Source organism: Rhodococcus sp. IC4_135 (assembly GCF_011602025.1).
GTDB lineage: Bacteria > Actinomycetota > Actinomycetes > Mycobacteriales > Mycobacteriaceae > Rhodococcus_F > Rhodococcus_F baikonurensis.
Map to the genome: position 1 here is coordinate 84,319 of NZ_JAAOLG010000016.1, position 18,006 is coordinate 102,324.

The following is an 18,006-nucleotide window of genomic DNA, read 5'->3' on the forward strand; positions in this document are numbered from 1 at the left end:
CGACGATGGCGCGTGGCATGATGGGTCCATGTCGCGTGCCATGCCACAACCATCTGGTCGTGGGCGACCCAGCGACCCGGACATAGAGACACGCATTCTTTCCTCTGCGTTGGATTTGTACGGAGAACTTGGTTGGGCGAGATTGAACCTCGATATCATCGCCCGACACGCCAAAGTTGGAAAAGCAGCACTCTACCGGCGATGGACGACCAAAGAGCAGATAATGTCGGATGCATTGCGATCGAGCAAGAGAACCGTCCTCGACTTCGATACCGGAACGCTTCGAGGAGACTTGATTGCGATCGGTCACGTCACGGTAGAGCAGTTACTCGGTAAGCACGGCTCAGTACGAATACGAGCCATGATCGATGCAAAAATCTATCCCGAACTATTCGAGGGAGAAATTGCCGACTTTCGCAGTGAGAGCATTGCCGGCGGTCGCGAAATTATCTTTCGGGCAATCGAACGCGGAGAGATCAGCAAAGGAACGTCACCGGCCTTGATTCTCGACGCCGTGGCAGGAACAATTGAGCACCACTATTTGATGACCCCGATGTCCAAAATCAAAGAGTTCGAAGCCGGATCCGACACGTACGTCGAGTTGGTCGTCGACCTCGTTCTCGCGGGCCTCAAATCCCAACCCGGATCCAACGACGAATAACCAACACTGTTGCCGGTAGTTCGACCCCGACGGATAGCCGGGCGAACCATGGAACGATATTGCGTGTGGCGTTGGAACGGGACTCGAGGTCGTCGACGCTGGGCCCGGTCGGTCAGCATCCGAGCGGATCACGTCCCGTTCACATTTCGGCGCACGAGAAGGAGGCTTGGGAATGACAGAGAACAGTAATCCCACAATCTTGAGTTGGTCTGTGAAAGAGTCTCTGCTGCAGTATGTTCGCGTGCTGGGTGAGATTTCGTATGCGTCTGGCCTCCTTGAGCTGGGTGACGAATTGGTCTGGCCACTAGCGTCCGATCATCATGACGCAGACGGGGTTCGGATTGCCGAGTTCAGTGGCGCGATCCATCTTCGTGCTCACGACGGGCTTCTCGATATCGTCATTGCCGATCCGGAAGTTCGTGTGAACGAGACGCAGGGGCAACTGAGCGTGAGGACTGCTCTGGACGCGCCGGAACGCGTCGTGATTGCGACCCTCGATGGTATCGAGAGCTCAGCGTCTGTCCTGCGAGCCGAAGTACAGGTGACCGCCGACGGCTCAGCTGTGTTCGGCGCCAATTACCCTTCGGGTACGAGACTCTCGCCATTGACAATCGGCAGTGACCGCAACTGACAGACGTCTTGCGGTCTTTCAGAATGGATCGAGGCACACGTTGTCCTCCTCCCCCATCTCGACTGCGGACGCGTAACGCACTGCGTGGCGCTCCAACGCCACGGCTGCTTGGGCCTCCCCTTCCCACTGGTCCCGCAGAGTAGATCCGTTACTCGTCGATCGCGAAACCCTCGCCGTCGAGAACTCGATGTCAGTGCGAGTGAAGGTGCACCGCTCGAAGTTGGTGGACGCGGAGAATCGCGCGCTTTGGAAGGTGCAATCGACAAAGGCGGTATCGGCGAACTCCGCGCCTGCCAGGTCCGAGTCGTCGAATGCGCACCGCTCGAACAAGGTATTGGGCACAGAGCGGAGCCTGTGTGCTTTCATCCCGGTGAAATCGCAATCGACGACGTTCGGTCCGATCGTCAGACGCGAAGCAGTGACTCCCCGGAAACTGCATCGCTCGAATCGGCGATTGAGTCGTTGCTGACTCGTCAGCGCAGCGAAATCGAAACGGCAGTTGAACATCTCAGCCTCGAAGGCGGTGAGCGCGCCCCGTACGTAGCTCAGATCAACACGTTCGAGTGCGAGGAATCTGATGTCGAGACCATCGCTACCGACGACTAGACCGCGCAGATCCACGAAACCGTCATCGGTCTCTGCCCAACGAGAAGTGAGAGTGTGAGGGGGCCTGACAATCCGCGACTGGACGACCAATTGCGCGCGCAGATTCTCGACATCCTCATCCGCCCAGCGGCGGCGCAGTGCGGTGATCTCGGACTTCTTCACAGATCGATCGTATCGAGCACCGAAAACCGGTGTGTGCCTGCCAAGAGACGGGCCACCTGTAGCCGGATCACTATCCGATTCATCCCGTCGTCGGGGCAACGCATATTGTCGAGAGGTCCTGACTGATTCGAGCCTGCAAGCCGGTGTCATCTCGACACTGTCGTCGCACTGGGAGGCGAAAGATGTTCACACCCGTGGAATTCGGCAAGGTCTCGGTGTTGATTCCGGAGAACGGTGGAGCCGTCCCCTACGGAAACACCGTGGTGGTGCGCGGATCCGAAGGCACCCTCGTCATGGACCCTTCCCTTTCTCTCGACCGCGACCCCGTCGGCGCGGATCTCGTATTCGTCAGCCACGGCCACGAAGACCACATCGCCGGACTACGTCACTTCGACACACCGGTTTACGCGCACCACCTCGACGCACCCGCGGTTGCATCCCTCGACACGCTGCTCACCAACTACGGCCTTCCCCCAGGCCAACGAGCCGAGGTCCAGCAATCGATAGCAACTCAGTACGGCATCCCCTCGACGCACGAGAATGTGGCGGGGATCGATGACGGTCACGTCTTCGACCTCGGCGACCGCACCGCGACAGTCATTCATTTGCCTGGTCATACTCGCGGACACTGCGGCGTCCTTGTCGAGCCCGACGGCTTCTTCTACGTCGCCGACATCGACCTCACCTCCTTCGGCCCGATGTACGGCGATCTTGGCAGCAGCGTCAACGACTTTCTCGACTCCATCGACCACGTCGCAACGATCGACGCGCGTTGGTACGGAACTTTCCACCAGAAAGGCGTGATCGAGGGCAGCGAGGAATTCCGTCGACGCTTGACCGCCTACCGGGACAAACTCCTCAGCCGCGAAGAACGACTCGTCAAGTTCCTCGATGAACCACAACGCTTGGAAGACATCGTCGCCCACCGCCTCGTCTACCGGCCCCACGTCAGTGCCCCGTACGTCGACGCCGTCGAACGGCGAACAGCGCAACTTCACCTCGAACGACTTATCGCATCCGGCGCCGTCATCACAGTCGCAGACAAGACGTACCGTCGTGTCCTCTGACGTTGGAGTAGGCAACCTGCCGCTCGACGATCACTCGTAGCATAATCTTCGGCATGAATTGGAACAGTTCCACAGATACCGGATGGTTTGTCAATCTTGCCGAAGACGGTTCAGCCGTAACGATTTTCGATCCATCGGGAAGCGTCTACGGCGCACTGTTCCCCACACACACGGACGAGGGCGATCAGACGCCAGGTAGAAGGAAGCGGGATTCGTCGATCGCCGCTCGAGATCGACAGGTTCTCACCTTCCGCAAAGGCCATCCCGCAACACTTCGATTGTCCGGAGGGATGACCGGAACTGTGACAGATCAACAACCCAAGGCAATGCGTCGAAAGAACAAGCGATGCGAAGTGGTCATCTCCGACCGGACGTATGTCTTCGCGCATTCATCGAGTCGGAGAGCGACGGCTCTGCGCGACGGATCCGCCTTGGCGCACATGGCCCGCGGACGCTGGTCAAACCGAAGTACCGTCACTCGGAAAACCGTGTCGGTAACGGACGCACTCGACGAGTGCGTGCTGACGCTATTCCAGAAAGTAGTGACTCCCGGCCGTACCGGAGCATTCGATCAGGTGATATCGGACCTCAGCAGTATCTGACACAGCGGTGCCGTCATGGTGTGGTTCCTCCATCGCTCGCTCGTTGCTGGGGATTGCCGGGGCGGACGAACTGTGCCGTACGCCACATTCAGTGGATCTCAACCGCACTCGAGACACTAGCTTTCAACTACCTGGTCCACGCCCATACCCCGGATGAGGCAAGACTTCTTGCGTCATCGACTGATGTCCACGCGGTTTGTGGGTGACCGACCATCGGTATTCCTCAGGTTCAACCGGTTTCGGTAGAACATCACGGATCGGAAGGCTGGAACTCGAATCATGGACACTGTCGACGACTTGGATTTACTCACCCAGCGACTGTCACCGGGCGCGATGACCACCGATCCAGATCTCCTCCAATCCTATCGACAGGACTGGAGTTTCGACCCCGCAGCAGGCACACCGGTAGCCGTTGTTCGTGCATCGACGGCATCAGACGTGCAGGAGACCCTTCGCTTCGCCGACAGCCGAAGTATTTCAGTTGTCCCACGGGGCGCCGGAACCAGTGTCGTCGGCGGATCCACGGCCATCGACGGCGCGATAACCCTCAGCCTCGAACGAATGAGATCGATCCGGATCGACGCATCGTCACGCACGGCAATCGTCGAACCGGGCACACTCACTAACGATGTGAAAGCCGCTGCCGCAAAAGAAGGTTTGTACTATCCACCAGACCCGTCGTCATTCGAGATCTGCTCGATCGGCGGCAACGCCGCAACCAACGCTGGTGGTCCTTGTTGCGTGAAATACGGCGTTACCAGCGACTACATTCTGGGAATGACCGTTGTGCTAGCGGATGGGTCCATCGCTGAACTCGGCGGGGACCGCATCAAGGACACCCCCGGGCTCTCGTTGACGAAGTTGTTCGTGGGCAGCGAAGGCACACTGGGAGTGATAACCGAACTGACACTTCGGCTCATCCCTCGGCCCCCGACTCCTCACACATTGGTGGCCTTCTTCCCGCTGATGTCCGAGGCCGTCGCCGCCGCACGGGACATCACAAACCGCACACGCCCCTCAGAACTCGAAATCCTCGACAATGCCGCCATCAAGGTGGCTGAAGAGTTCCTTCGCATGGAACTTGACACCGACGCCGGGGCACTCCTCATCGGGCGCTCCGACGCCGGCAACGCCGCAGAGGCCGAGATGGAACTGATGCGCACGCACTGCGAAAAACGGGGAGCCTCAGCTGTATTCGTCACCGACGACCATCACGAAGGTGAGCTGTTCATCCGTCCGCGCTACGCCGTCTACGAAGCCTTCGAGCAGAAAGGCGTGGTCATCGGCGACGATGTTGCCGTCCCGATCGACAAGCTCCCTGAGCTCACCGACGGTATAGCCGACATAGCAAATCGCAACAACACCACTGTCGTCAGCTACACCCACGCCGCGGACGAGCTCACACACCCCGTCCTCAACTATCCGGTCGGCGACGAAGCGGCCGCAGCATCTGCAGCCGCGGCGAGACGAGAGATCTATGACCTCGTGAGGGCACTGGGAGGGACCGTGACAACAGAATACGGCGTGGGACAACACAAACGAGGAAACCTGTCGAATGCCCTGGACCCGGTCGTGGTCAAGCTGAACAGGGCAATCAAGAACGCCGTCGACCCCAACAACATCTTGAACCCGCGCGTTCTGATCCCGTAGAGGCCACAAAGGTCGAGCAATCAGCGACCCGAGTTCGGCACACATCCTCCCGAATCTCGGTCCGAAGTCTCAACCGAAAAATCTGGCACTCGAGGTTGCAGAGTGCCAGATTCTTTGGTTATCATGTTCTCGCACAGTGAGTTCGGTCGCCGTCGAGGTGACGGTGACCTTTCTTCGACGATACGGGAGGTGTGTTGCTGTGCTTCGTTTCGATCCTTTCACCGACATCGACGCGATCACCAAATCCTTGCTTGCTACCGGAACCGGTAGTAACCGAAGTCCACGCTTCATGCCGATGGACCTCTACAAGGTCGATGACCACTACGTCCTGCATGCCGATCTCCCCGGCGTCGACCCGGGATCGGTGGACGTACAGGTAGACGGCTCGACTCTGACCTTGACCGCGCACCGTAGCGCCCTCTCCGAAGAGGGCGTGACGTGGCTGGCCGGCGAGCGTTTCACGGGAACGTACAGAAGGCAGTTGTCCATCAGCGAGGACATCGATTCCGAGCGGATCGTCGCCTCGTACGACAACGGCGTATTGACCGTGAGCTTGCCGATCGCAGAGAAGGCAAAACCGAGGCGAATCGAAATCTCGTCGGCGACTCCTGTCCGATCTGCACATTCCGAGACGGAAGCTCGGGGACAGATCGAAGCCTGATCAGATCGGATCTGTAGCGCTACCCACACGCCTGGATCACGCTGCAAAATTCTGCAGTCCTGGCGCGAAATCGCATGCACAAGAACCTTTCATCCCAGGAGGTCTCCTATGTCCGCGACAACCGTGGCCCCCGTACCCACTCTCGCTGAACCGGTGCTCTGGAACGAAGACCCGCAGCGGCAAAAGTGGTGGAAGCGCATACTCGCAACCAGTCCGCCGGAGAATCCCCACAACGAAGAGTTTCAACCCTGACAAGGCGACACAAATTTCGCCAAATATGTTGTCCAGCACATAAAACGATGCCTTCCGCCCGGGCGACCGGGCGGAAGGCATCGTGCCGGAGTTGGATTCTCCACTGTTACAGGTTGATGACGTCACCGACAAAGATCTGGTCGGGATCGACGATGTGCGGGTTCATGTCCCAGACCTGCTGCCAGGAAAGCCCCCGTTCTGCACCGAGACCGGACAACGTATCGCCAGCCGCAACGATTACCTCTTCGCCCGACACACGGGATTCAGTCTCCGGAATACTTTCTGCCGGTGCAGATTCGGATGACACGGGTTCGACAACCGGAGCGGAAGCGGGCTCCGGTGCGGATTCGATTGCCGCCTCAGGTGCAGGTGCAGCGGCAGGAACAATGCTCGAACCGGTATCGCACGCGCCGACCGAACTCAGGAAGGCCATCGGATCGACGGCCCCACCACTGTGAATCCGCAGATGCAAGTGGGGACCGGTCGAGCTACCGGTGTTGCCGGTTGCCCCGATCTCATCGCCGACCTCGACGTGCTGACCCACTCCGACCCAGGTGTCGGAGAGGTGTCCCATCTGGATCTGCTCGCCGGTGTCCGCTTCCAATTGGATGTAAGTTCCGTATCCTCCTGGATCATTGGGCCCTGCAACAGAAATCGTTCCCGACGTCGGCGCGTAGAGCGTGGTACCGACGCTTACGGCGAAGTCGACGCCGTCGTGGCCCGCGTGGTACCCCTGCGAGAGTGATCCACCTACCGGCCACTCCCAACCGCAACTGGCCGACCAGCCTTGCGCACCGGCGATACCTGCGTTGGCTACTGCTCCGGCACCTACGAGGGCGCTCACTCCCGCGGTCAGGGCGATGAATCGTTTTGTGTTGGAGGGCTTGTGTTTTCTGTGCTTACTCATTGTTTCCTGACTGGATGTGGACGGTGAAGGTGCAGCCTCTACCGGCTGACAGCACTCGAAATGTGCTGAGCTCATGGCGAGCAGCACCGACTCCGTTGTGTAGAACTTTTCGAATGCGCCCAATACGGGGCGTGTAAAAGACGAAGCTCGCGATCGAGGGCACCTGGCGATCAAACGGACCGATCAGACTCTGACGAGTTCTGACTTCGTGGCGGTTCGCTCTGCCGTGCACTGTGAATGCAGGCGCACCGAACTTCAAATTTTTCGATCGCAGACCAATCGAGGCGGGTGTCTACCCGGACGGTCGAGAAAGGGGTGGAACATGCAGATCCTTGCGTTGCGGATGACGAATCACCTCATACGCTGTCGCTTCACGACGCTGCACGCGACGGTTGAACTACCTGGGTACGTACCTGTTTTTGCACGTTCGTCCCGACCGGTCGCGACATAATCCCGCGCCTGACAACGCCCCACCAGGAAAAATGCCGAACGGGAGACCAGCGCACGTTCCGGTGTCGGAAACGCGCGCTGATCTCCCGTCGGGTAGATCTATTTATGTGGTCGAGCTAGCGCTCTGTGTTTGTCGAGCTACCGCTCTGCGGCGTGATGGGCAGCGATGTAGCCGTAAACCAGGCCCTGGCCAATCGTCGCGCCGGCACCTGGATAGGAGTGACCGAATGCGTTGGCCGCGGTGTTGCCGATCGCATAGAGACCGTCGATGATGCTGCCGTCCTCACGAAGCACGCGGGCACGCGCGTCGGCTTGTACGCCACCGCAGGTACCGAGGTCACTCAATGTCATCTTCACCGCGTAGAGGGAACGGCCGTCAACCGGCCTCAGGTTGGGGTTGGGAGACACTGTCGGGTCACCGTAGTAGCGGTCGTACGCACTTCCTCCACGACCGAATTCCGCGTCGCTACCTGCTGCTGCGGCCTCGTTGTACGTCCGGAAGGTCTCGGTGAACGCGTCCTCCGGCAGTCCGACCTTGCGAGCGAGCTCTGCCGGGTTGCTCGCCTTGTGTGCGATACCGGACTCGAAGAAGGCCGGTGGAAGGGGCTGACGCGGGAAGATGCCGCCGGCGAACACGTAGCTGTTGCGGTACTCCTGGTCGAAGACGAACCACATGGACTCGGCCGGGTCGCCCGCCTTCTCCCTCTCGAGCACGCGCTGACCGAAGGTCATGTAATCGGTTGCCTCGTTCACGAATCGCCGGCCGGTGTGGTCGACGATGAACGAGCCAGGCAGGGCACGCTCCGCGAGCATCACCATCGGCGGCCGTCCCTTGATGCTCGCGACCGCCGGGAACCACCACGACTGGTCCATGGAACCGATACCGGCGCCCAACTCCTGCGCTGCCTCGATCGCCTCGCCAATGTTGCCCTCGGCACCGAGGCTCTCGTGCTCTCCGAGGCTCTCCGACTGGTACTTGTGGCGCCACTCCATGTTGTGGTCGAACCCGCCGGCGGCCAGAACTACGCCGCGCCGGGCCGTCACCGTCACCTCGCGGCCGTCTTGCACGACGACTGCACCGGTCACGCGGTCGCCCTCGGTGACGAGCCGAACCAACGACGTCTCCGTCCACACTGGGATACCAGCTTGCACCACACCGGCGAACAGGCCAGCTGCGAGCGCCTGACCACCGGCGATGTATTCACGCTTGAGGACGTACTTGCCGTAGACGCCCTGCGCCAAGCGGCGGATGATGCGCGGAAAAGCCTTGGTCGGCTTCTTCACCATCAGGTTCATCCATTTGTAGTCCGCGCCGGTCACGGGCATCGGCAGCCCGGCTTCCATCAAGCCGGGGCGCAGGCGACCACGTTCCGCACCGAGCACCGACGCATCGAACGGCAGGCACTCACAGGTGCGGCCGGCAGCGCTACCGCCCGGCAGTTCGGGGTGGTAATCGGAGTATTCCTTGGCCCAGAAGAACTTCATGGGCGTCGTGCGATGGAGCATGTCGACCGTGGCGGCACTGTTGTCGACGAACGCCTCACCACGTGCGGCGGGTGCCGTATCACCCACCGCTGCATGCACATACGTCTTCGCGCGCGCAATGGTGTCGCCCGCACCGGCTTCTGCCAGTACCGGGTTGGCAGGCATCCAAAACGCCCCACCGGACCTCGCCGTCGAACCGCCAACGTACTGCGTCTTCTCCACGATCAGCGTGGACAAGCCGAGCTCGTTCGCGGTGAGGGCCGCTGCCATGCCGGTACCGGACCCGATCACAAGCAGGTCGACAGCGATGTCATGGGCTCGTGTCGCGGGGGGTGCCTGATTCTTAGCCATTGAACGAATCCCTTCACGTGGTTTATCGACGCAAACGCTAGGGCAGTCGCAGCGGAGTAGGGTCCGGATGCCCATTCAGCGGGACACTGCGAGCGGGTTGGCTCTGACAGCATCCGGTCAGAGTGGGCGCAGTTCGGCCGTCACGGCAAACAGCCCGGTCCCTGAGTGACATATTCGCGGCGGTTGATGCCGGGAGTCGGGAAGAATCGTGGGTGCGTTTGATCGTTCCTCGACATTGTCGACCAATTCGCAGATCGGTCCACCATCACGCCAGTGTGTCCTCGATCCACGAATTTCTCCTATTCGAGCGGATATGGTGAGGCTGTCCCTTCGATCACGACCGTGGTGGAAAGTGGTAACCGCAGGCGACATTGCCGAACACTGGAGGTCTCTCGTGATGAATCTCGTTCGCCGACTCAGCGTCTGCGCATCCGTCGTGATCGTTTCGGCTCTGACGCCGGTAGCCCTCGCATCCGCTTCGGTGACCATTCCGTTTCAGATCAACCCTGCGCCGTACGGCAACCCGAACGGCAGCTTCGACGCGCCCGCCGTCCGCTGCGTAGCTGTAGTCGGCGAACAACCCGGCACGGTGACGATCACCGGCGGCAAGGAAGACCGCTGGGGATGCCTGCTCTCGTCCGAAGTGCGCTGGCTGAACCTTTCGACCGGGGCTTCCGGCTCCGCTCGACTCTCGGACGGTCTGAACGGAGTCCCGGCCGAGGCGATCGTGCAGACCGGGACCGGTCAAGTCGCTGTCGCCGTGCTGTCTATGGCCGGATCCATCATCACCCCAGGTGCCACATCGTTTTACGTGCCGTAGCACCGGACTCCGCATCACCGGCACGGTGGGACCTAAGGTCCTGTTTACCGACCTGTCATCCCGGTTAGCCTGAAAAGACGCTACCGAGAGGACGCCCATGACCTCGTCAGTGCACGAAACAATCGCAGTCGATCTGGATTTGATCGACGTGTACAAGGATCTCCACAGTCACCCCGAGCTGGGGTTTCACGAAGATCGCACGTCCAAGATCGTCGAAAAACATTTGCATGCATTGGGATTCGACATCACAACCGGAGTCGGGACTACCGGAGTCGTCGGAGTCCTGAAGAACGGAGCAGGACCCACTGCGCTGCTGCGTGCGGACATGGACGCCCTCCCGGTTCGGGAAGAAACGGGATTGGACTACGCCAGCACCGTGACAACGACCGACGATCAGGGGAAGTCCGTCCCGGTCAGCCACGCGTGCGGCCATGACCTGCATACGACTTGCTTACTCGGTGCAGCCCGGATCCTCTCGCAGGACACGACGACCTGGTCCGGCACTCTTGTCCTCGTATTCCAACCGGCCGAGGAACTTGGCGCGGGTGCGCAAGCCATGGTCGACGACGGACTGTTCGAGCGATTTCCGAGACCTGACGTCGTGCTCGGACAACACGTAGCTCCGCTACCGGCAGGCACGATCGCTGGGCACGCCGGCCCCTCGTACGCGGGATCGGATTCATTGCGAGTTCGACTGGTCGGAAAGGGGGCCCACGGTTCGATGCCGGAGAACTCGGTCGATCCCGTGGTCATGGCAGCCGAGACCGTGTTGCGACTGCAAACTGTCATTTCACGCGAGGTGCCGAGTACTGCGACGGCTGTCCTCACCGTCGGCTCCATCCATGCGGGCGATGCCGCCAACGTGATTCCCGGCGAAGCAGAACTGCAACTCAACATCCGCAGCTACGACGCGGCTGTGCGCCGACGCATCCTCGACAGCGTCGACCGCATCGTTCGGGGCGAAGCGGCCACCGCCGGTGCACCCACCCCACCGACCATCACCGAGACTGAGCGCTTTCCGATCGTCGTCAATGACCCGGCAGCGCTCGACAAGACCCTCGATGCTTTTGCCGAATGGCTGGGAACGAACAAGATTCTCGACCCCGGTGCGGGCGCAGGTAGTGAAGACGTCGGAATCCTCGCCACCAGTGCCGGTGCGCCACTGTCGTACTGGCTGTTGGGCGGGACCGACCCTTCACTGTTCACTACAGGTGACATGACTGATCCGGCCCTGCGAACCGTTCCGTCGAACCACTCTCCGCACTACGCTCCAGTGATCGAGCCGACCCTGACCATCGGTGTGAACGCCTTGGTCGTCGCGGCCAGGACGTGGCTCCCAACTCCCTAGTGCGGGACCGGTCCGCAATCGATCGATCGTCCACACCGCCAATGCTGCAAACGCGTAGGCACCGCCGAGAATGCTTGCAGCACCCCACCCTGCCGCGTCGAAAACCATTGTGGTGGTTACTGCTCCAGCGGCGCTGCCCAACGAATAGAACACCATGTAACCGCCGATGATCCGTCCGGCCGATTCCGGTTGGTCCGCGACGATCAGATTCTGGCTCGTGACGTGAACAGCCTGTACGGCGAAGTCCAATGCGACAACACCGACTACGAGCAGGACAAGCGAATGCGTCGCCTGCGCGTTCAATACCCACGACAGCAAGAGAACAACCAAAGACGCCCCGGTAACACGTTGCGCCTTCCCTTGATCGGCCCAACGTCCGGCACCGATCGCGCCCAATGCTCCGACCAATCCGGCGATTCCGAAGAGCCCGATCTGTGTGGTCGACAACCGCCATGGTTCTTCGCTCAATGGCAGGGCCATTCCACTCCACAAGGCGCCAAAGGACGCGAACAAGAACAAGGCGATCAGAGCCCTCGTGCGAAACAGTCGGTTCGTAATCGCCAATGTCACGACCGATCCCATGGCATGCACATAAGAAGACCGATCCGAGTGCGAGCGAGTGTCTTTCGGCAGCATCGTCAACGCGACTGCCGCGACCAGTACCGAAATGAAAGTGGATCCCGAGTAGACCGCACGCCAGCCTGCCAGATCCGCAACTGCGCCGGCGACAGTTCGAGCGAGGATGATGCCGACGACAACGCCACTGGTGATTACACCGATGTTTGCGCCCCGCTCGTCCGGGTCGCTGATTGCCGCAGCGTAGGCGACTACGACTTGAACGACAACGGAGAACGTGCCGGCGACGGTCATCCCGATCAGCAGTTGCGCGCTCGTGGTGGCCAGAGCTACAACCATCGTTCCCGTTGCAGCAGCGACGATCTGGAGTGCGATCAATCTCTTGCGATTCACGAGATCGCTCAGTGGCACCAACACGATCAACCCGACCACGTAACCGAGTTGGGCGAGTGCCACGACGAAGCCGAGGCCGGCCGGAGGAAGGGAAAGATCCGAGCCGATCTGTCCGAGTAGCGGTTGCGCGTAGTAGATGTTCGCCACCGAGACACCGCAGAGCACGGCGAGCAACAGGCGAAGTCCACGAGGCATTTTCGGCCCTACCGGTGCGATCGTGAGTGCATGACGTTCGGACACTTCCACCTCAACTTGGTTGCATTTTGATACCATTTGAAGGCTACGTCAATTCGGTTTCAAAACGCAACCAATGAGGAATTCGATGCCTGCTCGCGCACAGTGGACGGACTCGCACTGCCCGACGGCCCGAGCGGCCGACATCATCGGCGATCGATGGTCGTTGTTGATCGTGCGAGACGCCTTCGACGGGGCATCCAGATTCAGTCAGTTTCAACGAAACCTGGGCATCGCAAAGAACATTCTCACGGACAGACTCAAAGCCCTTGTCGAGCAAGGGATCTTCGAGGTTCGATCAAACGTGCAAGGGACCCGCAACGAGTACGTCTTGACTGAACGTGGCATGGATCTGTTCGTCGTGATCACGAGCCTGCGACAGTGGGGCGAACGCCATGCGTTCGATGACGGTGAACCCCATTCGACGTTGATAGACGACACCACGGGAGACCCGGTACCCGGACTCCGACTGGTCAATGCACGGAAAATCGACCTGAACCCGACCAACACACACGTCGAGAAGGTCGTTGAAGGTTGAGCGACGACTCGGCACAGTGAACGGTGGCCACGCAGGGTTGGTAGTACGCGCATACTCCATTCATGACAGTCGATCTCGAGTTTTCCTGGCCGCAGTTTCTCTGGATCGTATTCATCTTCGTCGGCGTGCCCACGGCTGTCGGTGCGAGCTTCATCTGGACTATTTGGCGTTCGGAACGACTTGACCTGGAGCATTCCACGACCGCCCCCGGTTCCGGGCTCACAGGGTCGGGCTCACTCGGACTGTGGCGCACTGGCCTGTTGGCTTTTGCGCTGGGCGTTCTGTCTTGCGTGGGCTGGCTCAGCTGGTCAGCCGACTACAAAGGCGGATTCCGCGGCCCCGGCCTGCCTGCCCCGACGCAGTTTACGACCTGGCAGGTCCTCGCCTGCGGATTAACGGTAATTCTCGCGTGTTTCGTTTCCGCACATTGCGCGCGATGGATCAAGTCGGGAGGTCTGACTGCAGCTGCCGGCACGGCTGCAGGATTCACCACAGCTTTCAGCATCGGCGCTAGTACTGATGTCACCGGCCAAGCGGGCGTAGGCGTTGCGCTGTCTGCAATCGGATGGGGGCTAACCCTTACCGCACTGATGCTTCTGCGTGACAGATGGTCGCGACGACGCTGAATCTGGCCCTCAGTGCATTGCCCCCGCGGCGCGATTCAGCGGCGACGACAGCATCACGCGGGTGGTAGTCGAATCCTGACGAAGGAATGGACGCGACGTCCAGGCGGATCAATATCGCGAGTAGTGCTGCATTTCCTCGCGATCGGCGGCGCAGATGCACTTTCGGTCGAGACCTCGGTCGGCAGTCACCGCGCAGAACCGAACTCCGAGCGGATCGTGGGATTCCATACTGTGCTGACATGCCGGACAGATGGACAATGCTTTCTCGTCCGCGTCAGTCGACTCGGCTTGCCCTGGTGCATTCGACACGTCGGACGGGTTCGACGCCATACAGGCGCTCCAGTTCTCGGCCGTTCGACCACGGACCGGGTTGGCGTCGAGGACGACATGGCTTGACCGCGCATATTCGAATGACCCTCGACCTACCCCACGCTACTCGCTTCGGCGCACCGGTTTGTACCAATTTCTGCCCGCGCGGCAATCCCCGTCGAGCAGGATAGAACTACTGCACGCGGCAATTTCCGTGCAGGATTCGATTTCGTGCAGTAGTCGATGTGAAAGGGCTTCTTGTGAACACTTTCCAACGTGTGTCCGCCGCCGTGAACGTAGTGGTCCAACCACTGATCGGTGCTCCGGTCGTGGGCAAGCTGCTTGGCCGTTCGATGACCGTCATCACCTATGTCGGTCGCAAGTCGGGACGCACCTTCAGCGCGCCCGTCTCCTACAAGCGCAAGGGCGACCATGTGACGATCGGCGTTGCCATGCCGGACAAGAAGAGTTGGTGGCGCAATTTCTATCCGGAACAAGGACCGATCATTCTCCAACTGGACGGTATCGATCGCCCGGGTGAGGCACTCGCACACCGAAAAGGAAAGGGCGTCTATGTCTCGGTCGAACTCGCTCCCGTCGACTGAACGAATCGAACCGCCACCGGCGCAATCACATTCAGCTCACACCCACCACTTGGTGACATCGGGGTGATTCAGATCTCGTGACGGTCGGGACCTTTGACTCTGTGCAATCGGCACCCGGTCTCGCACCCTTCGACGCGGGTTTCTTGTCGACCATCGGTCGGACAACCCGATCCTGTCGGGACATTACCGTCCGGTAACATCGATGGCAGGCGTGAGCTGGAAGAGGTGACCACCGTGACGATCGGCATCTATCTGGTCGACGACCACGAGATCGTTCGTCGTGGATTGGCAGACCTGTTGAATCGGGTATCGGGATTCAATGTCGTGGGCGAGGCGTCGTGTGTTCGCGAAGCCTCGACCGGCATACCCGCATGCCGACCCGACGTGGTTGTCATGGACGTCAGGCTTCCCGACGGCAACGGTGTGGAACTGTGCCGAGAACTGGCGTCGACCTATCCGGAAGCGGCCACCTTGATACTCACGTCGTATTCCGACGACGACGCCCTCCTCGACGCCATGATCGCGGGCGCACGCGGATTCGTCCTCAAGAACATCCGCGGCCACGACCTGGTTTCGGCGATCCGTACGGTCGCCACCGGCAAATCCCTGTTGAACACTCAGGCAGTCATCGGTTTGGTTCGGCGCATCCGATCCGAGCAGGAGTCCGGCACTGCGGCAGCACTGTTGACCGATCAGGAACTGTTGATCTTCGAGTTGATCGGCAAGGGGCTGAGCAATCGAGAGATCAGCACGCACGCGGAGCTCTCGGAGAAGACAGTCAAGAACTACGTCTCCCGCATCCTCGAAAAACTGGGTCTCGAGCGTCGAACTCAGGCCGCAGTTCTGGCGACAAAGCTTCGTGCGGGCACTGCTCACCCGGATCCTTCCGGACAGGCGACCACTCACCTGCTGACTCCGTCAGGTTCGCCATTCTCCGCCACTACGGGCACACACCATGCCAGGTAGCCGCGACGCGCTCATGCTCAGCCTTTTCGGCGACATCGCCGGAAGCGCCGAGGCGACTGCCCTCAACCCGACCGCGATTCCCAAGCTGCTCAGTGCCGTATTGACTGTCGGGTCCACCCTCGAGCTCGACGAAACCCTGCAACAAATTGTCGACGTCGCGCGCCACCTCCTCGAAGCGGACTACGGTGCGCTCGGCGTGAAGTCCCCCGACGGACGCTTGTCGCGATTCATCCACTCCGGTTTGGATCAGGGGCAGGTCGCCGAGATCGGGCATCTTCCAGAAGGTCACGGACTACTGGGCCTGGTCGTTCAAGAACCGTGTCCCGTTCGAACCGAGCGCATTTCCTCGCATCCGTCCTCGGCGGGGTTTCCAGCCAATCACCCGCCGATGGATACGTTTCTCGGAGTTCCGATCTTCGTCAGGGGCGAGGTGTTCGGAAGCATCTACCTCGCGGACAGTTCGGACCGGACTGCATTCGACGACCGCGACGAGGCCGTACTCCAGATCTTGGCAAACGCTGCGAGCATCGCCATCGACAATGCGCGCCTGTTCGAGGAATCCCGGACGCGAGAAGCCTGGCTCAAAGCCGTCGCCGCCGTCAACGCGCGTCTGCTCAGCGGCGGATCGCGCGACGAGACGCTGGCCGAACTCGTACGCACGACGCGCCATCTCACCGACGGCAATCTGGTGTGCATAATTCGCTACGACTTGGGCAGAGAGCCAGTAGTTCACGTCGCGGACGCTGCCGATTCCCAGCCTTTCACGGCGACCGGCTCAGCCGTCGATCTGTCCGGGACCGTGATCGACGACGCTGCGCGCAGTCGTCGGCCGATCTCTGCCTTACGTGGCAGTTCCGTTCCGGCGCTGAATGTTTCCGGCGACGATTCGGTGGTCGCGCTCCCCCTCTCCGGAACCTCGTTCGGCGGCGGCGTTCTGTTCGCGTCCCGCCGCAGCGACCGCCCGTGGGGCGCCGAGGAGATCGAGCAACTGACGGCAATGGCAGACATCGCTTCTGTCACTGTCGAATTCGCCGAACAGCAACGGAAAGAAAGACTGGTCGACGTCCTCGAAGATCGCGACCGAATCGCGCGCGATCTCCACGACCACGTCATTCAACAGCTGTTCGCCACTGGATTGAGCCTACAAGGGGTACTGCAACGTCCAGGTGACGAGAACACCGTTCGAACCGTATTGGACACCTCTGTCGATCAACTCGATCGAACAGTCCGTGAAATCCGCACCGCAGTCTTCGACCTTCACACGAGCGAGATGTCCACTCCCACAAGCCTGCGGCGCCGCCTACTCGACGCGGTCAACGGTCTGTCCGGCCACTCGTCGATCACTCCCAGCGTCACCTTCGAAGGAACCATCGACAGTTCCGTCCCGGCTCGACTCGCCCCGCACGCCGAAGCCGTTGTGCGCGAAGGTTTGAGCAACGCGCTGCGACATGCTCATGCCGATGCCATCGACGTCACCATCCGGGCCACCGAGGAACTTGTCATCAGCATCGTCGACGACGGCGTGGGTATCGACCAGGCAACCAGAATCCACGGTCTCGACAACCTGTCGACCCGCGCCCGTCAGTGCGGAGGCTCGAGCAACATCACCAGCGAGAACGGTGTCACCGAACTGGTGTGGCGGGTTCCGCTGAGCCCCAGGCGAAGTCCGATACCAAGCTCTGGCCGTTGAGCGTCAGAGCGGATCCAGTTGGGCCTTGAGCAGGCAGAACTCGTTCCCTTCGGGATCGGCCAGGACATGCCACTGTTCCTGACCTGTCTGGCCGATGTCGGCCGGGCGCGCACCAAGAGCCAGTAGGCGTTCGAGTTCGGCTTCCTGATCGCGGTCGGTGGCGTTGACATCGATATGCAGGCGGGGCTTACCCTTCTCCGGCTCGTCTCTACGACTGAGGATGATCGTGGGCTGTGGACCGCCGAACCCTTCGCGTGGGCCGATCTCCAGCGAACCGTCGTCCATTCGATCGAGCACGACGAAGTCCAGGACCTCGCACCAGAACCGGCCCAGCACCTCGGGTTCCCGGCAACCGAGTACCAGTTCACTGATACGACATGCCATGACCATCTCGCTTTCTTTCCGCCCGTGAAGAC

Annotated in this window: 19 protein-coding genes and 1 pseudogene; 14 read left to right on the top strand and 6 right to left on the bottom strand. The window is 60.6% G+C overall.

All coding sequences use genetic code 11. The features are described 5' to 3' along the window. Nucleotides 1-223 precede the first annotated feature (223 nt). Nucleotides 224-661: a TetR-like C-terminal domain-containing protein gene (locus G8767_RS24190; protein ID WP_240952729.1), complete on the top strand. Its 438-nt coding sequence runs from the start codon at nt 224-226 to the stop codon at nt 659-661. Between the two features lie 172 nt (nt 662-833). Then, complete coding sequence (locus tag G8767_RS24195; RefSeq protein ID WP_166812251.1) at nt 834-1,292, top strand: HtaA domain-containing protein; 459 nt, start codon at nt 834-836, stop codon at nt 1,290-1,292. Between the two features lie 18 nt (nt 1,293-1,310). On the opposite strand, the gene G8767_RS24200 is transcribed toward G8767_RS24195, so the two are convergent. Next, nucleotides 1,311-2,060: a pentapeptide repeat-containing protein gene (locus tag G8767_RS24200; RefSeq protein WP_166812253.1), complete on the bottom strand. Its 750-nt coding sequence runs from the start codon at nt 2,058-2,060 to the stop codon at nt 1,311-1,313. A gap of 182 nt (nt 2,061-2,242) precedes the next feature. Here G8767_RS24200 and G8767_RS24205 point away from each other — a divergent pair, with 182 nt between their 5' ends. The 5 genes from G8767_RS24205 to G8767_RS24225 all read left to right on the top strand — a co-directional run bounded on the left by G8767_RS24205 (nt 2,243) and on the right by G8767_RS24225 (nt 6,292). Further along, on the top strand, nt 2,243-3,127 hold the full coding sequence (locus G8767_RS24205; protein ID WP_166812255.1) for an MBL fold metallo-hydrolase: 885 nt from the start codon (nt 2,243-2,245) through the stop codon (nt 3,125-3,127). Nucleotides 3,128-3,180: 53 nt separating this feature from the next. Further along, a complete protein-coding gene (locus G8767_RS24210; RefSeq protein ID WP_166812257.1) occupies nt 3,181-3,729 on the top strand; it encodes a hypothetical protein in 549 nt (182 codons plus the stop codon). A gap of 279 nt (nt 3,730-4,008) precedes the next feature. Further along, complete coding sequence (locus G8767_RS24215) at nt 4,009-5,379, top strand: FAD-binding oxidoreductase (protein WP_166812259.1); 1,371 nt, start codon at nt 4,009-4,011, stop codon at nt 5,377-5,379. Nucleotides 5,380-5,578: 199 nt separating this feature from the next. After that, a complete protein-coding gene (locus tag G8767_RS24220) occupies nt 5,579-6,040 on the top strand; it encodes an Hsp20/alpha crystallin family protein (protein WP_166812261.1) in 462 nt (153 codons plus the stop codon). A 108-nt stretch (nt 6,041-6,148) separates the two neighbouring features. Continuing rightward, nucleotides 6,149-6,292: a hypothetical protein gene (locus G8767_RS24225; RefSeq protein WP_166812263.1), complete on the top strand. Its 144-nt coding sequence runs from the start codon at nt 6,149-6,151 to the stop codon at nt 6,290-6,292. A gap of 106 nt (nt 6,293-6,398) precedes the next feature. On the opposite strand, the gene G8767_RS24230 is transcribed toward G8767_RS24225, so the two are convergent. After that, entirely contained in the window at nt 6,399-7,199 is an 801-nt protein-coding gene (locus G8767_RS24230; protein ID WP_166812265.1) for a M23 family metallopeptidase, read from the bottom strand. Between the two features lie 588 nt (nt 7,200-7,787). Further along, nucleotides 7,788-9,485: a 3-ketosteroid-delta-1-dehydrogenase gene (locus G8767_RS24235; protein WP_095971813.1), complete on the bottom strand. Its 1,698-nt coding sequence runs from the start codon at nt 9,483-9,485 to the stop codon at nt 7,788-7,790. 397 nt (nt 9,486-9,882) lie between these two features. Here G8767_RS24235 and G8767_RS24240 point away from each other — a divergent pair, with 397 nt between their 5' ends. Together G8767_RS24240 and G8767_RS24245 are read left to right on the top strand one after the other, a co-directional pair. Continuing rightward, on the top strand, nt 9,883-10,305 hold the full coding sequence (locus G8767_RS24240) for a hypothetical protein (protein WP_166812267.1): 423 nt from the start codon (nt 9,883-9,885) through the stop codon (nt 10,303-10,305). A gap of 97 nt (nt 10,306-10,402) precedes the next feature. Continuing rightward, on the top strand, nt 10,403-11,653 hold the full coding sequence (locus G8767_RS24245) for an amidohydrolase (protein WP_166812269.1): 1,251 nt from the start codon (nt 10,403-10,405) through the stop codon (nt 11,651-11,653). Here the strand turns inward: G8767_RS24245 and G8767_RS24250 are convergent. Next, a pseudogene (locus G8767_RS24250) lies at nt 11,621-12,895 on the bottom strand (MFS transporter); the annotation flags it as partial. The gene G8767_RS24245 and the pseudogene G8767_RS24250 sit on opposite strands and share 33 nt — an antisense overlap. Before the next feature lie 49 nt (nt 12,896-12,944). On the opposite strand from G8767_RS24250, the gene G8767_RS24255 reads away from it, so the two are divergent. After that, nucleotides 12,945-13,394: a helix-turn-helix domain-containing protein gene (locus G8767_RS24255; RefSeq protein WP_166812271.1), complete on the top strand. Its 450-nt coding sequence runs from the start codon at nt 12,945-12,947 to the stop codon at nt 13,392-13,394. A gap of 62 nt (nt 13,395-13,456) precedes the next feature. Beyond that, entirely contained in the window at nt 13,457-14,020 is a 564-nt protein-coding gene (locus G8767_RS24260) for a hypothetical protein (RefSeq protein ID WP_166812273.1), read from the top strand. 108 nt (nt 14,021-14,128) lie between these two features. On the opposite strand, the gene G8767_RS24265 is transcribed toward G8767_RS24260, so the two are convergent. Next, the gene (locus G8767_RS24265; protein WP_095971810.1) at nt 14,129-14,350 is read right to left on the bottom strand and encodes an RGCVC family protein; all 222 of its coding nucleotides are present in this window, start codon (nt 14,348-14,350) and stop codon (nt 14,129-14,131) included. A 239-nt stretch (nt 14,351-14,589) separates the two neighbouring features. On the opposite strand from G8767_RS24265, the gene G8767_RS24270 reads away from it, so the two are divergent. The 3 genes from G8767_RS24270 to G8767_RS24280 all read left to right on the top strand — a co-directional run bounded on the left by G8767_RS24270 (nt 14,590) and on the right by G8767_RS24280 (nt 17,590). Then, a complete protein-coding gene (locus G8767_RS24270) occupies nt 14,590-14,934 on the top strand; it encodes a nitroreductase/quinone reductase family protein (RefSeq protein ID WP_166812275.1) in 345 nt (114 codons plus the stop codon). Nucleotides 14,935-15,168: 234 nt separating this feature from the next. After that, a complete protein-coding gene (locus G8767_RS24275; protein ID WP_166812277.1) occupies nt 15,169-15,900 on the top strand; it encodes a response regulator transcription factor in 732 nt (243 codons plus the stop codon). Next, entirely contained in the window at nt 15,890-17,590 is a 1,701-nt protein-coding gene (locus tag G8767_RS24280; protein WP_166812279.1) for a GAF domain-containing sensor histidine kinase, read from the top strand. Before G8767_RS24275 ends, G8767_RS24280 begins: the two co-directional genes overlap by 11 nt. A gap of 3 nt (nt 17,591-17,593) precedes the next feature. On the opposite strand, the gene G8767_RS24285 is transcribed toward G8767_RS24280, so the two are convergent. After that, nucleotides 17,594-17,974, bottom strand: coding sequence for a VOC family protein (locus G8767_RS24285; protein ID WP_095971948.1), 381 nt, complete (start codon nt 17,972-17,974; stop codon nt 17,594-17,596). Between the last annotated feature and the right edge of the window lie 32 nt (nt 17,975-18,006).